The sequence below is a fragment of the Erythrobacter cryptus DSM 12079 genome, assembly GCF_000422985.1.
Lineage (GTDB): Bacteria > Pseudomonadota > Alphaproteobacteria > Sphingomonadales > Sphingomonadaceae > Erythrobacter > Erythrobacter cryptus.
The window spans coordinates 1-16519 of sequence record NZ_AUHC01000008.1 but is presented as its reverse complement, the minus strand read 5'-3'; the positions used below and the strand labels follow the sequence as shown (position 1 = coordinate 16519).

At 68.2% G+C, this 16519-nt stretch carries 19 protein-coding genes and 1 other RNA gene; 13 read left to right on the top strand and 7 right to left on the bottom strand.

The window, feature by feature from the left end:
* Positions 1 to 273 precede the first annotated feature (273 nt).
* The 3 genes from G524_RS0106175 to rsmA are packed head-to-tail and all read left to right on the top strand — an operon-like array spanning position 274 to position 3474.
* On the top strand, positions 274 to 1641 hold the full coding sequence (locus tag G524_RS0106175; RefSeq protein ID WP_027442931.1) for a peptidylprolyl isomerase: 1368 nt from the start codon (positions 274 to 276) through the stop codon (positions 1639 to 1641).
* Positions 1641 to 2657, top strand: a complete 1017-nt coding sequence (gene pdxA, locus G524_RS0106170) for a 4-hydroxythreonine-4-phosphate dehydrogenase PdxA (protein WP_027442930.1) — start codon at positions 1641 to 1643, stop codon at positions 2655 to 2657. Before G524_RS0106175 ends, pdxA begins: the two co-directional genes overlap by 1 nt.
* Entirely contained in the window at positions 2650 to 3474 is an 825-nt protein-coding gene (gene rsmA, locus G524_RS0106165; protein WP_027442929.1) for a 16S rRNA (adenine(1518)-N(6)/adenine(1519)-N(6))-dimethyltransferase RsmA, read from the top strand. Before pdxA ends, rsmA begins: the two co-directional genes overlap by 8 nt.
* A 31-nt stretch (positions 3475 to 3505) precedes the next feature.
* On the opposite strand, the gene G524_RS0106160 is transcribed toward rsmA, so the two are convergent.
* Entirely contained in the window at positions 3506 to 5608 is a 2103-nt protein-coding gene (locus G524_RS0106160) for a malate synthase G (RefSeq protein WP_027442928.1), read from the bottom strand.
* A 120-nt stretch (positions 5609 to 5728) separates the two neighbouring features.
* Here G524_RS0106160 and G524_RS0106155 point away from each other — a divergent pair, with 120 nt between their 5' ends.
* The 4 genes from G524_RS0106155 (at position 5729) to G524_RS0106140 (ending at position 9534) form a co-directional block, all read left to right on the top strand.
* Positions 5729 to 6925 carry a hydrolase gene (locus G524_RS0106155; RefSeq protein ID WP_036857561.1) on the top strand — a complete coding sequence of 399 codons (1197 nt, stop codon included), beginning with the start codon at positions 5729 to 5731 and terminating at the stop codon, positions 6923 to 6925.
* The gene (locus G524_RS0106150) at positions 6922 to 7938 is read left to right on the top strand and encodes an arginine N-succinyltransferase (protein WP_027442926.1); all 1017 of its coding nucleotides are present in this window, start codon (positions 6922 to 6924) and stop codon (positions 7936 to 7938) included. Before G524_RS0106155 ends, G524_RS0106150 begins: the two co-directional genes overlap by 4 nt.
* Positions 7935 to 9185 (top strand): N-succinylarginine dihydrolase, encoded by a 1251-nt coding sequence (locus tag G524_RS0106145; RefSeq protein ID WP_027442925.1) that lies wholly within the window; start codon positions 7935 to 7937, stop codon positions 9183 to 9185. The genes G524_RS0106150 and G524_RS0106145 overlap by 4 nt, the downstream gene beginning before the upstream one ends.
* Before the next feature lie 94 nt (positions 9186 to 9279).
* Positions 9280 to 9534 carry a hypothetical protein gene (locus G524_RS0106140; protein WP_027442924.1) on the top strand — a complete coding sequence of 85 codons (255 nt, stop codon included), beginning with the start codon at positions 9280 to 9282 and terminating at the stop codon, positions 9532 to 9534.
* A gap of 64 nt (positions 9535 to 9598) precedes the next feature.
* On the opposite strand, the gene ssrA is transcribed toward G524_RS0106140, so the two are convergent.
* Positions 9599 to 9967: a transfer-messenger RNA gene (ssrA, locus tag G524_RS16565) on the bottom strand.
* A gap of 144 nt (positions 9968 to 10111) precedes the next feature.
* Positions 10112 to 10534: a large conductance mechanosensitive channel protein MscL gene (gene mscL / locus G524_RS0106135; protein WP_027442923.1), complete on the bottom strand. Its 423-nt coding sequence runs from the start codon at positions 10532 to 10534 to the stop codon at positions 10112 to 10114.
* Between the two features lie 183 nt (positions 10535 to 10717).
* On the opposite strand from mscL, the gene G524_RS0106130 reads away from it, so the two are divergent.
* The 5 genes from G524_RS0106130 (at position 10718) to G524_RS0106110 (ending at position 14257) form a co-directional block, all read left to right on the top strand.
* Entirely contained in the window at positions 10718 to 11320 is a 603-nt protein-coding gene (locus tag G524_RS0106130) for a LemA family protein (RefSeq protein WP_036857560.1), read from the top strand.
* A 6-nt stretch (positions 11321 to 11326) separates the two neighbouring features.
* Positions 11327 to 12160, top strand: coding sequence for a TPM domain-containing protein (locus tag G524_RS0106125; RefSeq protein WP_027442921.1), 834 nt, complete (start codon positions 11327 to 11329; stop codon positions 12158 to 12160).
* A gap of 3 nt (positions 12161 to 12163) precedes the next feature.
* The gene (locus tag G524_RS0106120; protein WP_027442920.1) at positions 12164 to 12838 is read left to right on the top strand and encodes a TPM domain-containing protein; all 675 of its coding nucleotides are present in this window, start codon (positions 12164 to 12166) and stop codon (positions 12836 to 12838) included.
* A 76-nt stretch (positions 12839 to 12914) separates the two neighbouring features.
* Complete coding sequence (locus G524_RS0106115; RefSeq protein ID WP_027442919.1) at positions 12915 to 13478, top strand: NUDIX hydrolase; 564 nt, start codon at positions 12915 to 12917, stop codon at positions 13476 to 13478.
* On the top strand, positions 13475 to 14257 hold the full coding sequence (locus tag G524_RS0106110; RefSeq protein WP_027442918.1) for an SDR family oxidoreductase: 783 nt from the start codon (positions 13475 to 13477) through the stop codon (positions 14255 to 14257). Before G524_RS0106115 ends, G524_RS0106110 begins: the two co-directional genes overlap by 4 nt.
* 109 nt (positions 14258 to 14366) lie before the next feature.
* Here the strand turns inward: G524_RS0106110 and G524_RS0106105 are convergent, their stop codons facing one another.
* The 3 genes from G524_RS0106105 to G524_RS17080 are packed head-to-tail and all read right to left on the bottom strand — an operon-like array spanning position 14367 to position 14885.
* A complete protein-coding gene (locus G524_RS0106105) occupies positions 14367 to 14582 on the bottom strand; it encodes a PspC domain-containing protein (protein ID WP_027442917.1) in 216 nt (71 codons plus the stop codon).
* Positions 14583 to 14613: 31 nt separating this feature from the next.
* Positions 14614 to 14727 (bottom strand): enoyl-CoA hydratase, encoded by a 114-nt coding sequence (locus G524_RS17085; protein WP_211219292.1) that lies wholly within the window; start codon positions 14725 to 14727, stop codon positions 14614 to 14616.
* Positions 14728 to 14762: 35 nt separating this feature from the next.
* Positions 14763 to 14885: an enoyl-CoA hydratase gene (locus G524_RS17080; protein ID WP_245561308.1), complete on the bottom strand. Its 123-nt coding sequence runs from the start codon at positions 14883 to 14885 to the stop codon at positions 14763 to 14765.
* Positions 14886 to 15118: 233 nt separating this feature from the next.
* Here G524_RS17080 and recF point away from each other — a divergent pair, with 233 nt between their 5' ends.
* Positions 15119 to 16207, top strand: a complete 1089-nt coding sequence (gene recF, locus G524_RS0106090) for a DNA replication/repair protein RecF (RefSeq protein WP_027442916.1) — start codon at positions 15119 to 15121, stop codon at positions 16205 to 16207.
* Here the strand turns inward: recF and G524_RS0106085 are convergent.
* On the bottom strand, positions 16204 to 16519 hold a 316-nt coding region (locus G524_RS0106085; protein WP_027442915.1), incomplete at its 5' end, for an IS5/IS1182 family transposase. The genes recF and G524_RS0106085 overlap by 4 nt on opposite strands.

Below are 16519 nucleotides of genomic sequence, written 5' to 3'. Positions count from 1 at the left end.
CTCGCCTGCCCCGCTCCGCCGCCATCCCCGCCCACCATCCCCGGCGCAGGCCCGGCGCACAATTGGCACCGCGCGCAAATCGGGTTAAGGGCCCCGTTAAATGGATGCGTGCCGGCCATGCGGGATCGGGCGAGGCTCAGCTTCCATTCAGCCGGGCGAAGCTAGGCGGCGCGCGGCGGCGTGGTGCGCTGCGCCAGATCAATGCGGCGTGCTGCGCCGGGTGAATGTTGCGCCCATCGATGAGGGCCGCAAGACGGGATGATGCGAGTGAACATGATGACGTTTTCAAGGGGCCCCCTCGCCCGCACCGCCGCGGCGCTGGCGGCGACGGGGCTGGTGGCGCTGGCGGCGATACCGGTGGCCGCGCCCGCGCAGACCGTGGCGGTGCCCACCGCCGACAATCCCTTTGGCCTGCCTGCCGACATCACCCTGTTCGGCAGAAACGATCCCGACCGGCGCACCGCCACGGCGATCGTCAACGGCTATGTCATCACCGGATCGGATATCGATCAGCGCCTCGCGCTGGTGATCTCGGCCTCCGATGCCCAGCTTTCGCCTGAGGAACTCTTGCGCCTGCGGGTGCAGGTGCTGCGCAACCTCATCGACGAGACGCTCAAGATCCAGGCGGCCGAGGCAGCCAAGCTCGCGCCTGCGCGCGAGGAGATCGAACAAACCTACACGCAGCTCGCCGGGCAGAACTTCGGCGGGGATACGCGCAAGATGGACGAATATCTCGTCTCGATCGGGTCCTCGCCGGCCTCGCTCAAGCGCCAGATCGAGGGCGAGATCGCCTGGGAAAACCTGCTGCGCCGCAACATCATGCCCTTCGTCAATGTCTCGGCCGAGGAAGTGAATGACGTGCTCAAGCGTCTCACCGAAGCCAAGGGCACCGAGGAATACCGTTTGGGTGAGATCTTCCTCTCGGCCACCACCGAGAACCGCGAGCGCGTGCTCGCCAATGCCCAGGCGATCATGCAGCAGCTTGAACAGGGCGGCAGCTTCGTCGCCTATGCCCGCCAGTTCTCCGAGGCCACCACCGCGGTGGTGGGGGGCGATCTGGGCTGGGTGCGGCTGGGGCAATTGCCGCCGCAGCTTGCCGCCGCGGCGCGCAGCATGGTGCCGGGCCAGCTGGTGGGGCCGATCGAGATCCCGGGCGGCTTCTCGATCCTCTACCTCATCAACAAGCGCAAGGTGCTGAGCGCCGATCCCAACGAGGCGATCCTCAGCCTCAAGCAGATCTCGATCGCCTTCCCGCCCAATGTGACCCAGGCCGAGGCCGAGGCGAAGGTGGCCGAGTTCAGCAATTTCCTCAGCTCCCTGCGCGGCTGCGGCGATGTCGAGGCCGGGGCGGCGCGGATCGGGGCGGAGGTGATCTCCAACGACCAGATCAAGGCCGCCAACCTGCCCGAACAGCTGCGCGCGATCCTGCTCAACCTCCAGATCGGCCAGACCACCCCGCCCTTTGGCGGGGTGAAGGAAGGGGTGCGGGTGCTGATGCTGTGCGGGCGCGACGATCCGCCTGATGCCGGGGCGCCGAGCTTTGCCGCGGTGATGAAGGATCTCGAGGACGAACGCGTCAACAAGCGCGCCCAGCGCTATCTGCGCGACCTGCGCAACGACGCCTATATCGAATACAACTGATCGTGGCGCGCGCGCCGCTGGCCATCACCATCGGCGATCCGGCCGGGATCGGGCCCGAGGTGATCCTCGGCGCCTGGGCGCGCCTCGTGGCCGAGGGCCATGCGCCGGCGGCCTTCGTGGTCGGGGGGGCGCAGCTGCTGGCCGGAGTGGCCGAGGCATTGCGGATCGATTGCCCGATCGTGCCGATTGCCGAGCCTGCCGAGGCACACCTTGCCAGCGCGGCGGGCCTGCCGGTGCTGGCCGGGCTCGATGCGCCGCTCATGCCTGGCCAGCCCTCGCCCGAGGGTGCGCGGCTCGCGCTGGCCTCGCTGCAATGGGGGGCGAAATTCGCGCTGTCCGGGGTGGCAGGGGGGCTTGTCACCGCCCCGATCGCCAAGGCCGCGCTCGCCGCGATCGGCTGGGATTATCCCGGCCAGACCGAGTTTCTCGCCGATGCCTGCGCCCGGCCCTATCGCGATGCGGTGATGATGCTGGCCGCGCCGGGCCTGCGCACCGTGCCGCTGACGGTGCATGTCGCGCTTGCCGAGGTGCCGCGGCTGATTTCGGTCGATCTCATCTGCCACAAGGCACGCATCACCGCCGCGGCGCTGCGCCGCGATTTCGGCATCGCCGCCCCGCGCCTGGCGATCGCCGCCCTGAACCCTCACGCGGGCGAAGGCGGCCAGTTCGGCGATGAGGAGGCGCGGATCATCGCCCCTGCCATCGCCGCGCTTCGGGCCGAAGGGATCGCCGCCTTCGGCCCGGTGCCGGGCGATGCCCTGTTCACCCCGCGCGCGCGCGCCACCTATGATGCGGCGCTGGCCATGTATCACGATCAGGCGCTGATCCCGGTCAAGGCGCTGGCCTTTGATGAAGGGGTCAATGTCACGCTCGGCCTGCCGCTGGTGCGCACCTCGCCCGATCACGGCACCGCCTTCGACATCGCCGGCAAGGGCCTGGCTGATCCGGGGGCGATGGCCGCGGCGATCACCCTTGCCGCCGAGATGGCGGAACGCCGGGCGGCGGGCGGTGGCTGAGCTTCCCCCGCTGCGCGAGGTGATCGCGCGCCACGGCCTCTCGGCGTCCAAGGCGCTGGGGCAAAACTTCCTGCTCGATGAACAATTGCTGGCCCGCATCGCCGCGATCCCGGGCGATCTGGCGGGCGCCCGGGTGCTCGAGATCGGCCCCGGCCCCGGGGGGCTGACCCGCGCGCTGCTGCGCGCCGGGGCGCAGGTGACGGCGATCGAGATGGACCGGCGCTGTCTGCCCGCGCTCGCCGAACTTGGGGAACGCTTCCCCGGCCAGCTCACCGTCATCGAAGGTGACGCGCTCAAGCTCGATCACGCCGCGCTGATGCAGGGCCAGCCCTTCCATGTCCTCTCCAACCTGCCCTACAACGTCGGCACCGCGCTGCTCGTCGGCTGGCTTTCGGGGGAGGCCTGGCCACCGCCGTGGCGCTCGCTCACCCTGATGTTCCAGCGCGAGGTGGCCGAGCGGATCGTTGCCGCTCCCGGCAGCCCTGCCTATGGCCGCCTCGCCGTGTTGGCGCAGTGGCGCAGCGCGGCGCGCATCGCCATGAAGGTGCACCGCAGCGCCTTCACCCCCCCGCCCAAGGTGATGAGCGCGGTGGTGCATCTCGTCCCTGGGGCCATGCCCGAAGGGGTCAGCGCGGCCACCCTCGAACGGCTCACCGAAGCCGCCTTCGGCCAGCGCCGCAAGATGCTGCGCCAGAGCTTGAAGGGCGTGCCGGGCGCCTTGGAAGCCCTCGCGGCCCTCGGCATCGACAAGACCCGCCGCGCCGAGACGGTCAGCGTCGCCGAGTTCGTGGCGCTGGCCCGCGCGCTCGGCCGGTAAGGCATTGCCGCCCCGCGTTCCGGTGGCGCGGCTAGGCTTGCGCCTTCTTCACCTGTCGCCAGTGGTGGAGCAGCGGCTCGGTGTAGCCGCTGGGCTGTTCCACGCCCTTGAAGATCAGGTCCTTCGCGGCGCTGAAGGCGGGGCCGTTCTCGTTGCCGGTGAGCGGCACATAGAGCGGATCGGAAGCATTCTGCGCGTCGACCTTGGCGGCCATGCGGCGCAGCGAATCCATCACCTGTTCCTCGGTGATGACCCCGTGCAGCAGCCAGTTGGCGATGTGCTGCGAGGAGATGCGCAAAGTCGCGCGGTCTTCCATCAGGCCCACATCATTGATGTCGGGCACCTTGGAGCAGCCCACCCCCTGGTCGATCCAGCGCACCACATAGCCGAGCAGGCCCTGGCAATTATTGTCCAGCTCCTCCCTGATCTCCTCCTCCGACCAGTTCGCGCCCTCGGCCAGCGGAATGGTAAGCAGCGCCTCGAGCCCCGGCGGCGCGGGCAGGTGCTTTTGCACCTCGAACACGTCAACCTGGTGATAGTGCAGCGCATGGAGCGTCGCGGCGGTGGGCGAGGGCACCCAGGCGGTGTTGGCGCCGGCCTTGAGGTGCGCGATCTTCTCCACCATCATCTGCCCCATCAGATCAGGCGCGGCCCACATGCCCTTGCCGATCTGCGCCTTGCCCGAAAGGCCGTGGGCAAGGCCGATGGCGACATTTCTCGCCTCATAGGCCTTGAGCCACGCGCTCTCCTTCATCGCGCCCTTCCTCAGCATCGGCCCGGCGCGCATCGAGGTGTGGATTTCATCCCCGGTGCGATCGAGAAAGCCGGTGTTGATGAACACGATGCGGTCCTTCACCGCGTGGATGCAGGCGGCAAGATTGGCGCTGGTGCGGCGCTCCTCGTCCATCACCCCGACCTTGAGCGTGTGGCGGGCAAGGCCGAGGAGATCCTCCACCCGGTCAAACAGGGTGTTGGCAAAGGCGCATTCTTCCGGCCCGTGCATCTTGGGCTTGACGATATAGATGCTGCCGGTGCGCGAATTGGAAAAGCGGCCATGGCCCTCAAGCCCCAGCGTGGCGATCGCGGCGGTGAAGACCGCGTCCATGATCCCTTCGGGCACCTCGCTGCCATCGGGCAGGCGGATCGCCGGATTGGTCATGAGGTGGCCGACATTGCGCACGAACATCAGGCTGCGCCCGGGAAGGTGGTGCACGCTGCCATCGGGCGCGGTGTAGCGCTTGTCCTCATTGAGGCGCCGGGTGATGGTGCGCCCGTCCTTTGCAAAGGTTTCTTCAAGATCGCCGCGGATGATGCCAAGCCAGTTGCGATAGGCGGCAAGCTTGTCCTCGGCATCGACCGCGGCAACCGAATCCTCGCAATCGGCGATAGTGGTGAGCGCGGCCTCGATGATGATGTCGGCAATCCCGGCCTTGTCGCTCGCCCCCACTGGGGCGGTGCGATCGAACACCACCTCGACATGAAGGCCGTGGTTCTTGAGCAAGAGGCCCTTGTCGGTGGTGCCGACGAATTGCCCCGGATCGGCAAGCTGCACCTCTTCGCGCCCGGCAAGGTCAGCCCAGCTTGCCCCATCGGCAAGCGGGAAGGTTTCATCGAGGAAGCGGCGCGCCCGCGCGATCACCGCGGCCCCGCGCGCCGCGTCATAGCCGCCCGGGCGCGGCGGCGGCGCATCGAGCGCATCGGTGCCATAGAGCGCGTCATAAAGGCTCCCCCAACGGGCATTGGCGGCGTTGAGGAGGAAGCGGGCGTTGAGGATCGGCACCACCAGCTGCGGCCCGGCCATGGTGGCGATTTCGGGATCGACGTTCTGGGTGCCAATGGTGAAAGCGCCCGGCTCGGGCACGAGATAGCCGATTTCTTCGAGAAACGCGCGGTAGGCGGCGGCGTCATGCGGCTGGCCCGCGCGCGCCATGTGCCAGGCATCGATCTTGGCCTGCAATTCCTCGCGCCTGGCGAGGAGCGCGCGGTTTTGCGGCGCAAGCTCGGCGAGGAGCGCGGCAAAGCCCTGCCAGAAGGCGCCCACATCGCGCCCGAGGGGGCCAAGCACCTCGGTCTCGAGGAAGGCGGCGAGCCGCGAATCGATCGCAAGGCCGGCGCGGGTGGTCATCTCGGTCATCATTTGTCCTCGTGGGTTCTCAAGCGCCCCGGGGAGGAGAGGACGGCAGGCCCTATGGCCGAGCCGCGCTGGGATTGCAACGCCTTGGCCGCAGCGCCGCGGGCGGCTAGAGGGGGACGGATGCAAGCCCCCCTGCCCCCTGTCGCCTTCGATGCGCCCGCGATGCTCGCCGCGGTGGAAAGCTGGAGCGCGATCAACACCGGCACCGGCAATCTCGCCGGGCTGGCGCGCCAGGCCGCCCAGCTCGCCGAGGCCTTCGCCGCCCTGCCCGGCACGGTGGAACTGGTCGATCCCGCCCCGGTCAGCGCGATCGGCGCCGATGGCCGCGCGTTTGACCAGCCCCACGGCCAGCACCTGGTGGTCAAGGTGCGGCCAGAGGCCGCGCGGCGCATTCTCCTAACCGGCCACATGGACACGGTGTTCGCGCCCGATCACCCCTTCCAGGCGCAGCGCTGGATCGATGGCGAGACATTGAACGGCCCCGGGGTTGCCGACATGAAGGGCGGGATCGTGGTGATGCTCCACGCGCTGCTCGCCTTCGAAAGCCGGCCCGCCGCGGCGCTCATGGGCTATGACGTGCTCATCAATTCCGATGAGGAAACCGGCTCGCTCGCCAGCGCCGCGCTGATCGCCGAGCTTGCCGCGGGCAAGCTCGCCGCGCTCACCTATGAGCCGGCGGCCCTGCCCGATGGCACGCTCGCCCATGCGCGCGGCGGCACGGGCAATTACGCCCTCACCATCCGCGGCCGCAGCGCCCATGCCGGGCGCAACCCACACGAGGGGCGCAACGCCATCGTTGCCGCGGCCGATCTGATCCTGGGGCTGAAGGCGCTCGAACGCGACGATCTCACCATCAACCCGGCGCGCGTCGATGGCGGATCGGCGAACAACGTGGTGCCCGATCTGGCGGTGCTGCGCTTCAACATCCGCCCCAGGAGTGAGGCGGCGATGGAGGGCTTTGCCCGCGATCTTGCCGCGCTCACCGCCCGGATCGCCGCCGCGCATGAGGTGGTGATCGACACCCACGGCGGCGTCACCCGCCCGCCCAAGCCGGTCGATGCGCGCGCGCAGCGCCTGTTTGATCTCGTGCGCGCCTGCGGGGCCGAGCTTGGCCAGGCGATCGCCTGGCGGCCGAGCGGCGGGGTGTGCGATGGCAACAATATCGCCGCCTGCGGGGTGCCGGTGGTCGATACCATGGGGGTGTGCGGCGGGGCGATCCATTCCGCCGATGAATATCTGATCGTCCCCAGCCTTGCCCAACGCGCCGCGCTTTCGGCCCGGGTGATCGAACGGCTGGCCGAAGGAGCCCTGGCATGAGTTTTCGACTGCGCGCCGCGCGCCCGAGCGATCTTGAAGCGCTCTACGAGATGGCCAAGCTCACCGGCGGGGGCTTTACCAACCTGCCGCCCGACCGTGCGGCGCTGCGCGCCAAGCTCGAGCGCGCCGAGGCCGCCTTTGCCCGCACCGAGGAGAGCCTTGCCGACGAATTGTTCGTGCTGGTGCTCGAGAACGTGCGCACCGGTGCGGTGCGCGGCACCTGCCAGCTGATGAGCCAGGTGGGCCAGCGCTGGCCGTTCTATTCCTACCGCCTCAACACCCTTACCCAATATTCCAAGGAGCTTGACCGCACCGTCCGGGCCGAGATGCTCAGCCTCGTCACCGATCTGGAAGGCTCGAGCGAGGTCGGCGGGCTGTTCCTCCACCCCAATGAGCGCGCCGGGGGGCTGGGGCTGCTGCTGGCGCGCTCACGCTATCTGTTCATCGCCATGCACCGCCCCCGCTTTGCCGAGCGCATCCTGGCCGAGCTGCGCGGGATCATCGATGAGCGCGGCGGCTCGCCCTTTTGGGACGGGGTGGCCGGGCGCTTCTTCGGGATGAGCTTTCAGGAGGCCGATTATTTCAACGCCATCAACGGCAACCAGTTCATCGCCGATCTGATGCCCAAGCACCCGGTCTATGTGGCGATGCTGGGCGAGGAAGCGCGCAGCGCCATCGGCGTGCCCCATCCCAGCGGGCGCGCGGCGATGCGGATGCTCGAGCACGAGGGCTTCCGCTTCGAGGGCTACCTCGACATCTTCGATGGCGGCCCGACGATGACCGCGCGCACCGACGAGGTCGCCAGCATCAAGGCCAGCCGCAAGGCCAAGGTGCGGCGTCTTGACGTGAGCGAAGGGGAAAAGGCGATCCTTGCCACCGGGCGCCTCGGCGCCTTTCGCGCCTGTTTCGGCGTGAGGGTGCTCGATGAGGAAGGCGGGATCGCGATCGATGCGGCGAGCGCCGACCTGCTCGACGTGCGCGAGGGCGATGAGGTGTGGAGCGTGGCGCGATGAGCCTTGTTGAGATCAATTTCGACGGGATCGTCGGCCCCAGCCACAATTATGCCGGGCTCAGCCTCGGCAATATCGCCAGCGCGGCGCACGCCGGCGATCCTTCCTATCCGCGCGCCGCGGCGCTGCAGGGGCTGGCCAAGATGCGCGGCAATCTCGCCCGGCTCGGGGTGCAGGGCTTCTTCGTTCCCCTGCCCCGCCCCAACCGCGCGCTTCAAGCGGCGCTGGCGCTTGATGGGAGCGAGCCGCCGCAACTGCGCGCGGCGCCCTGGTCGGCCTCGGCGATGTGGACCGCCAATGCCGCCACCGTTTCCCCTGCGCCCGATACGGCCGATGGCAAGTGCCACCTCACTCCGGCCAATCTTGTCACCATGCTCCACCGCGCGCAGGAATGGCCCGATACCAGGCGCCAGCTCGAGCTGGCCTTTGCCAGCCGCGACCATTTCGTCATCCACGATCCCGTGCCGCCGAGCCTGGGCGATGAGGGCGCGGCCAATCACATGCGCCTGTGCCAAAGCCATGCAGACGTCGGGGTCGAGGTGTTCGTCTATGGCAAGAGCGGCGGGCCCTTCCCCGCGCGCCAGCACGAACAGGCCAGCCGCCTCATCGCCCGCGCGCACCGGCTCGCGCCCGAACGCACCCTCTTCATCGAGCAGAACCCCGCCGCGATAGCCGCCGGGGCCTTCCACAATGACGTGGTGGCGGTGGCGAACGAGCGGGTGCTCTTTACCCATGCCGAGGCCTTTGCCGATCAAGAGGCGGCCTATGAGGCAATCCGGCGCGCCTTCCCCGCGCTCGAGGTGGTCGAGGTGCCCGCGAGCGCGGTCAGCCTTGACGAGGCGATCCGCACCTATCTGTTCAACGCCCAGCTTCTCACCCTGCCGAGCGGCGAGATGGCGCTGGTGGTGCCCGAGGAATGCCGCGAAAGCCCGGCGGTATGGGGCTGGTGCACCGCGATGCTGGCCGGCAACGGCCCGATCCGTCAGGTGATCCCGGTCGATGTGCGCCAGTCGATGGCCAATGGCGGGGGCCCGGCCTGTCTGCGCCTGCGGGTGGTTTGCGATCCGGCCACGGTCGATCCGCGCTTCCTGCTCGATGAGGCCAAGGCCGATCGCATCGCCGCGGTAATCGAGGCCCATTGGCCCGAACAGATCGATCCGTCCGATATCGGGACAGAGCCATTGGCAAGGAGCGTGATCGCCGCCCGGCAGGCGCTGCTCGAGGCGCTCGATCTTGCCGCACTTGGTTAACGCATTTGCGCGGCGGCGGCTTTCGGGCGTAACCTTTCCGAAATCCTAAGGCGGCGCGGAAAGGCAACCGAGTCGCGCCTGAGCGGGAGATGCCATGCTGCGCAAGCTCTCAAGGCTGTTCGTGATCAAGACGCGCTTTGAAGCGTTCCTGATCATCTATGCCCTGGCGCTGGGCGCCACCGCGCGCGGCACCGCCTATCTCCACCAATATCCCGGCTTCGGCGGCAAGCTGTTGTTCCTTGCCACCACCGGCGCGGTGTTCCTCGGGGGCGCGAAGATCCTCGATTGCCTCAAGCTTGAAAAGGAAGTGGCAGCCTTGCGCGCGCAGGCCGGCAAGCAGCAGGGCTGATCGCAAGGGCAAGCGGCAGCGGCGCGAAGGTGGGGGATTCTGTTGCTAGGCTCCCCCGGGCCCCCGGAATCCGTTCTGTTGACCGGTCGGTCCAACCGCGCTCAAGGCTTTGTAAGTTCAGGCCGCTAGGCCGTCAGATTACGCAGCCAGAGCAAGTGCTTCGTTGTCGTTGGCACTTGTGGATGTGAGCCTTTGACGGGTTACTCAGCCCGGGCGAAAACCACGCTTTTCAACACACGTCGATCCTGGTTCGGCCCCATCAGCTGAGCCGCCGGCCCGGCACGCTTGCGGCATGCCGGGTGCGGCGCAGATGGTGGAGCCGCCGGGTACTGCCCCCGGGTCCGTTGTGCCTATTGCACGCAGCCATTTATCGCCATAGCCGACCGAAACCGGCGAGAGCTGATATAGCGATCCATTCCTGAATGTGAAGTGGATGCGGACCGCGGTATCCAATGGCACGCCTCGGTCGCGCAGCGACCGCAAGGGCGACCGCCCGCCCGCAGGTGCCCCACAGCAAAGCGAAGGGAACTGCACCGAGGACGCGCCCCCGGATGGGGGCGCGCAAAACAAAGGCGCCTTATTTCTTGAGCGCGTCCCTGATCTCGGTGAGCAGGTCGATCTCGCTCGGCCCCGCAGGCGCGGCCGGCTCCTCGGGCTTGGCAAATTGCGCGGTGAGCCGGTTCACATAGCGCACCATCAGGAAGATGATGAAGGCAAGGATGAGGAAATTGATCACGCTCGAGACAAAGGCGCCAAGGCCGATCACATTGGCCCCCGCCTCGCGCGCGGCGGCGAGCGGCGTGCCCGGCGCCACCTCGCCCGAAAGCACGATATAGCGATCCGAAAAGTCGATATTGCCGGAGATCGCCCCGACGATCGGCATGATGATCTCCTCGGTGAGCGAGGTGACGATCGTGCCGAAGGCGCCGCCGATGATCACCCCGACAGCCAGATCGATGACATTGCCTCTGGCGATGAAGGCCCGAAATTCCGAAAGCATGGCGATCCCCCTGATTGGCTTGCAAGACTTGGTTGCAGCCGCGCTTGTGGCACCCGCGCAAGGCCCTGCCAAGCCATAACTTTACCCCCTTGCCCCGCTTGAATGGGGGCCGGGGTGTGCTATATCCGCAATACACAGTGCCGGGGCCTTCTCCCCCCGCGCGCAAACAGGAGGGATTGCTTCATGCCATTTGCCACCATGCTGCGCGGCGCCCTTGCCGCGGCGCTCGCCTTCAGCCTTGCCGCCTGCGGGATCAACTCGGTGCCGGCGGCGGAAGAAGAGGCCAAGGCCAAGTGGGCCGATGTCGAGGCGCAGTTCCAGCGCCGCGCCAATCTCATCCCCAATCTCGTCGAGGTGGCCAAGGGCGCGGCCGAGAACGAGCGCACCATCCTCACCCAAGTGACCGAGGCGCGCGCCAAGGCCACCGCGATCAACATCACCCCCGATGATCTTACCGATCCGGCCAAGATGGAGGCCTTCGCCGCGGCGCAGAGCCAGCTTGGCGCCGGGATCGGGCGGCTGCTCGCCAGCTTCGAGGCCTATCCGCAGATCCAGTCGAACCAGAACTTCCTCGCGCTGCAAAGCCAGCTTGAAGGCACCGAGAACCGCATTGCGGTGGCCATCCGCGACTACAACGAGGCGGTGCGCAAGTATAACACCACGATCCGCACCTTCCCCGATATCATCGGCGCCAAGGTGATCCACGGGGCCGAGCCGATGGTGCCCTACAAGGCGGTGACCGAAGGCGCCGAGGCCGCGCCCAAGATCGACATGACGACGAATTGATCAGCCGTGATCCGGCTCCTTGCCCTGGCGCTGGCACTGGTGGGGGCGTGGCTCGCCGCGCCCCTTGCCGCCGAGCCGCAATTTCCCCCGCTCACCGGGCGGGTGGTGGATGCCGCCGATCTCCTCCCGCCCGAGGTCGAGGCGCGCCTTACCGCCAAGCTCGAGGCGCTCGAGGCCCAGTCGCAGCGCCAGCTGGTGGTGGCGACCGTGCCCGATCTCAACGGCTATGACATTGCCGATTATGGCTACCAGCTCGGCCGGCACTGGGGCCTTGGCGACAAGGAGCGTGACGATGGCGCGCTGCTCCTGGTTGCGCCCAACGAGCGCAAGGTGCGCATCGAGGTCGGCTATGGGCTGGAAGGCTACCTCACCGATGCGCTTGCGGCGCTGATCATCCAGAACACCATCCTGCCCGCCTTCCGCAATGGCGACTTTGCCGGGGGGATCGAGGCCGGGACCGACGCGATCATCGCGCAATTGCAGCTTCCGCCCGAGGAGGCTGCCAAGGTCGCGGCCGAGGCCGGCAAGAAGCGCAAGAGCGATGGCGGCTTTCCGGTGGGCGTGCTGATCTGGCTTGCCTTCCTATTCTTCTTCTTCATCCTGCCTGCGCTCGCCGGGCGCGGGCGGCGGCGGCGCTATCGTGCCCGCGGCGCCGGCCCCTGGGGCAGCCGCGACCTTGGCGATACCGCGCGCGACATCATCCTGTGGGAAGTGGGCAGCGCCATTGCCCGGGGGATGATGTCGGGCGGCGGCCGCAGCGGCGGGGGCGGCTGGGGCGGCGGCGGCTTTTCCGGCGGAGGCGGATCGTTCGGGGGCGGCGGCGCCTCCGGGGGGTGGTGAGCCATGGCCTATCTTGATGATGCCGGACGCCAGTTGGTGAGCGAGGCCGTGGCCGCGGCCGAGGCGCAGACCGCGGGCGAGATCGTCACCGTGCTGGCCGACAGTTCGGATGGCTATACCGATGTCGCGCTGCTGTGGGCGGCGGGGGCGGCCTTCACCGCGATGAGCCTCTTTGCGGCCTTTCCCCTGCCCTTTCTCGAGGCCTGGGACGCGGCCTTTGGTGGGTGGGACCACCAGTGGACCACCGGCGAGCTTGCCAGCATGGTGATCGCCTTGGGGCTCGTGAAGTTTCTTGGCGTGTGGCTGATCCAGCAATGGCAGCCGCTCAAGTGGCTGCTGGTGCCCGGCCCGGTCAAGACCATGCGCGTCCACGCCCAGGCGGTGCGCCAGTTCAAGGTGGGTGCCGATCGCCGCACCACCGGGCGCACCGGGGTGCTGATCTATCTCTCGATGGCCGAACACCGCGCCGAGATCGTCGCCGATGAGGCCATCGCGGCCAAGGTTTCGGCAGAGGTGTGGGGCGAGGCCATGGCCGACATGCTCGCCCATATCCGCAAGGGCCGCGTGGCCGAGGGGCTGGCCGCGGGCGTGCGCGATGTCGGCCACGTGCTGGCCGAGCATTTCCCGCGCGGGGCCGAGGACGTCAACGAACTGCCCGACCGGCTGATCGAGGTCTGACGCAATCAGGGGCTTGACCAGCCGCGCGCCAGCCTGTCGAAGGGCGCCACACCTGCCCGCAACGGAGCCGCGCGTGATCACAGACACAGATGCCGACCTTCCCGAGGAAGTGATGTGGGAAGGCCGCTTCATCACCGCCAAGCGCCGCGGGCGCTGGGAATATGTCGGGCGCGCGCGGGGCATCCGCGCCGCGGCGATCATCGCGCTCGACACCGATCCCGATGGCACGCGCCACGTGATCCTGGTGAGCCAGTATCGCGTGCCGCTCGCGCGCTTCTGCCTCGAGATCCCGGCCGGGCTGGTGGGCGACGAGGCCGGGGGCGAGGGCGAGGATGCGCTGAGCGCCGCGGCGCGCGAGCTCGAGGAGGAAACCGGCTACCGCGCCGCGCGGCTCGAGGTGCTGGGCGATTTCTATTCCTCGCCCGGGATGGTGTCCGAATGCTTCACGCTTCTGAAGGCCACCGGGCTCACCCGGGTGAGCGCCGGCGGAGGCACCGCGGGCGAGAACATCACCGTCCACCGCGTGGCGCTTGCCGGCCTTGCCGATTTCGTTGCGGACTGGCGCCGCGCCGGGCACGGGGTGGACGTGCGCATCGCAATGCTGCTCACACCACTATTCTTGCAAGGGGATGAGACATGACGGGAAGGGTATCGGGCAAGCTGGCGCTGGTGACGGGCGCGGCGCAGGGTTTGGGACGGGCGCATTGCCTGGCGCTCGCGCGCGAGGGCGCGCGGGTGCTGGCCACTGACATCAACGCCGCCGGGGCCGAGGAAACCGCGGCCATGATCAATGCCGAACTCGGCGATGGCACCGCCTTTGCCCTCGCCCATGATGTGACCAGCCCCGAGCAATGGGAAGCCGCCATCGATGCCGCGCGCGACAAGCTCGGCGGTCTTAACGTGCTCGTCAACAATGCCGGGATCGGGGTTCCCGGCAATATCGAGACCTGCACCTTTGCCGATTGGCAGCGCTGCTTTGACATCAACGTCAATTCGATCTTCCACGGCTGCCAGAAGGCCCTGCCGCTGATGCGCGAACACGCGCCGGGATCGATCATCAACATCTCCTCGATCGCCGGGCTGATCGCCAGCGACACCATGCCTGCCTACAATGCCAGCAAGGCGGCGATGTGGATGCTCTCGAAGTCGATCGCGCTGCACTGCGCCAAGAAGCGCATGAACATCCGCTGCAATTCGATCCACCCCACCTTTGTCGATACCCCGATCCTCGATGGCACGGCGCGCGCCCATGCGCTCGACAAGGATGTGCTGATGGACAAGCTGGCGCGGCAGATCCCGCTTGGCTTTGTGGGTGAGCCCAATGACATCGCCCAGGCGGTGGTCTATCTCGCCAGCGATGAAAGCCGCTTCGTCACCGGGGCCGAACTCAAGATCGACGGCGGCATTTCGGCGATGTGAAAGGCAAGAGGGCCCCTGACACACAAGAGGGGCCTTGCGGCCCCTCCCGGTTGATTGGGATCGGTGTGCAGCCGCCCGGCAACCGGGTCGGGCCTCAGGCAGGCTGCAGTCAATCGGCGATCAAGGCGATCGCAAGGTAGATCAGCACCGGGCTGCCGAAGCCGAGCAGCGTGGCGGCGACAAAGCCGATCCGCACCAGCATCGGGTCGATGCCGAAATAATTGCCGATCCCGGCGCACACCCCGAACACCTTGGCCTTGCCCTTGTCGAGGCGGAAGCTGCCGCGGGGCGGCTTGCCGGGGGTGTTGCCGACGATGTCGTTCATGGTCCTTCAGTCTCCTGTGCGAGCGTTGTGGTCAGGCGATCATGCCGGGGCTGGCCGGGATGATGGCATAGGCAAGGCTGGCGATGGTGAGGACCACGGCAAAAGCAGCCGAAGCGAGGCGGGCGGTGTTGTCGGAGCCGAACATGGACATTCCTTTCTGTTGCTGTGTGCGCGGGGCCATCAGGCAACCAGCGCGGGGGTGGCGGGGATGATCGCGTAGGCGAAGGACAGCGCCGAGAGCACGATGGCGAAGGCGGCGGCGGACAGGCGGGCGGTGGTTTCGGTGGCGAACATGGTGGCCATCTCCTTGGTCTTTTCGATCCGATCCGGGACCATCCCGGGGATGCCCAACCTTCTGCACGAGCCGTGCCAAACCCGAAAAACGCCGGATTTGCGCCATTCCCATGCTTTCAGGCGGCCAACGCCCCATTCAGCCATCCGAAAGCTTGGGATTTTTTGCCAAGGATTGGCGAGCACCTTTTTGCCCCGCGCGCTCTGGCCAAATCGCCAGCCTGTGCTAACCCCGCGCCCACGCCATGGGCCTCAGCCGCATCACGCTTGAAAACTTCCGCAACCACGCCGCCACCACGCTCGGCGAGACGGCCCATTTCAACCTGCTGGTGGGCGAGAACGGCGCGGGCAAGACCAACCTCATCGAGGCGCTTTCGCTGCTCGGGCCAGGCCGGGGCCTGCGGCGCGCCAATCTGGGCGAACTCGGCCGCCGCACCGCGCCCGATGCGGCGCCCCTTGCCTTTGCCATCGGTGCGAGCCTTACCGAAGCGGGCGCGGTCACGGCCCGGCTTGGCACCTATTCCGAGCCGGGGCAGAGCGGGCGGCGGCTGGTGCGCATCAACGGCGCGCCCGCCAGCGCGGCGCGGCTGGCCGAGTGGCTGGCGCTCACCTGGCTCACCCCGGCGATGGATGGCCTGTTCACCGACAGCGCCGGGGCGCGGCGGCGCTTCATCGACCGCATGGCCCTCGCCATCGCGCCCGATCATGCCCGCGAGGTGAGCGCCTTTGAAACCGCGCTGCGCGAGCGCGCCCGCTTGCTCGAAAGCGGGGGCGATCCGCGCTGGCTCGAGGCGCTCGAGCACAGGGCCGCCGCCCATGGCGCGGCGCTGGCGCGCACCCGCGCCGAACTCGTCCAGCGCCTCGCCGATGAGCTTTCCGCCCTGCCGAGCGAACCCTTCGCCCGCCCGCTCCTCACCTACCGCCCCGGCGGCCCGATGGAGGAGGGCGCGCTCGCCGAGGCGCTCGCGCGCGGCCGGGCGCGGGATCGGGCGGCGGGCCGCGCGCTCACCGGGCCGCAGCGCGACGAGCTCGAGGTGCGCATGGCGGGGAGCGGCCAGCTGGCAGCGGCCTGTTCGACCGGCGAACAGAAGGCGATGCTGATCGCCATCACCCTTGCCCACAGCGCGCTCGCCGCGGCCGGGCGGCCAAGCGTGCTGCTGCTCGACGAGGTGGCCGCCCATCTCGATCCGCGCCGCCGCGCCGCGCTGCTGAGCCGCCTTGCCGCCGGCAGCGCGCAGGTGTGGATGACCGGCACCGAACTGGCCCCCTTCGCGGCAATCCGCGACGAAGCGGCGGTGTGGCAGGTCAGCGCCGGCAGCGCCGCGCCGCTCTAAGCCGTGGACTCATTAGCTGCGATCCATAGGCGAGTTGAGAAGAGTTTGGCAGCGGCGAGGAAGTTGTCGGCGCGTTTGTCGTATCGCGTGGCCAAGCCTCTGGCGTGCTTGAGTTTTCCGAAGAAGCGCTCGATCAGGTTGCGATAGCGGTAGAGGAAGGAGCTGAAGGCGAAGCCCTTCTTGCGGTTGGCCTTTGGCGGGATGTTGGCGAAGCTGCCGCGCGCCTCGACCTTGTCGCGGATGGCGTCGCTGTCATAGGCCTTGTCGGCGAGGAAGATGCTGCCTTCCGGCACGGCCTCGAGCAGCGGATCG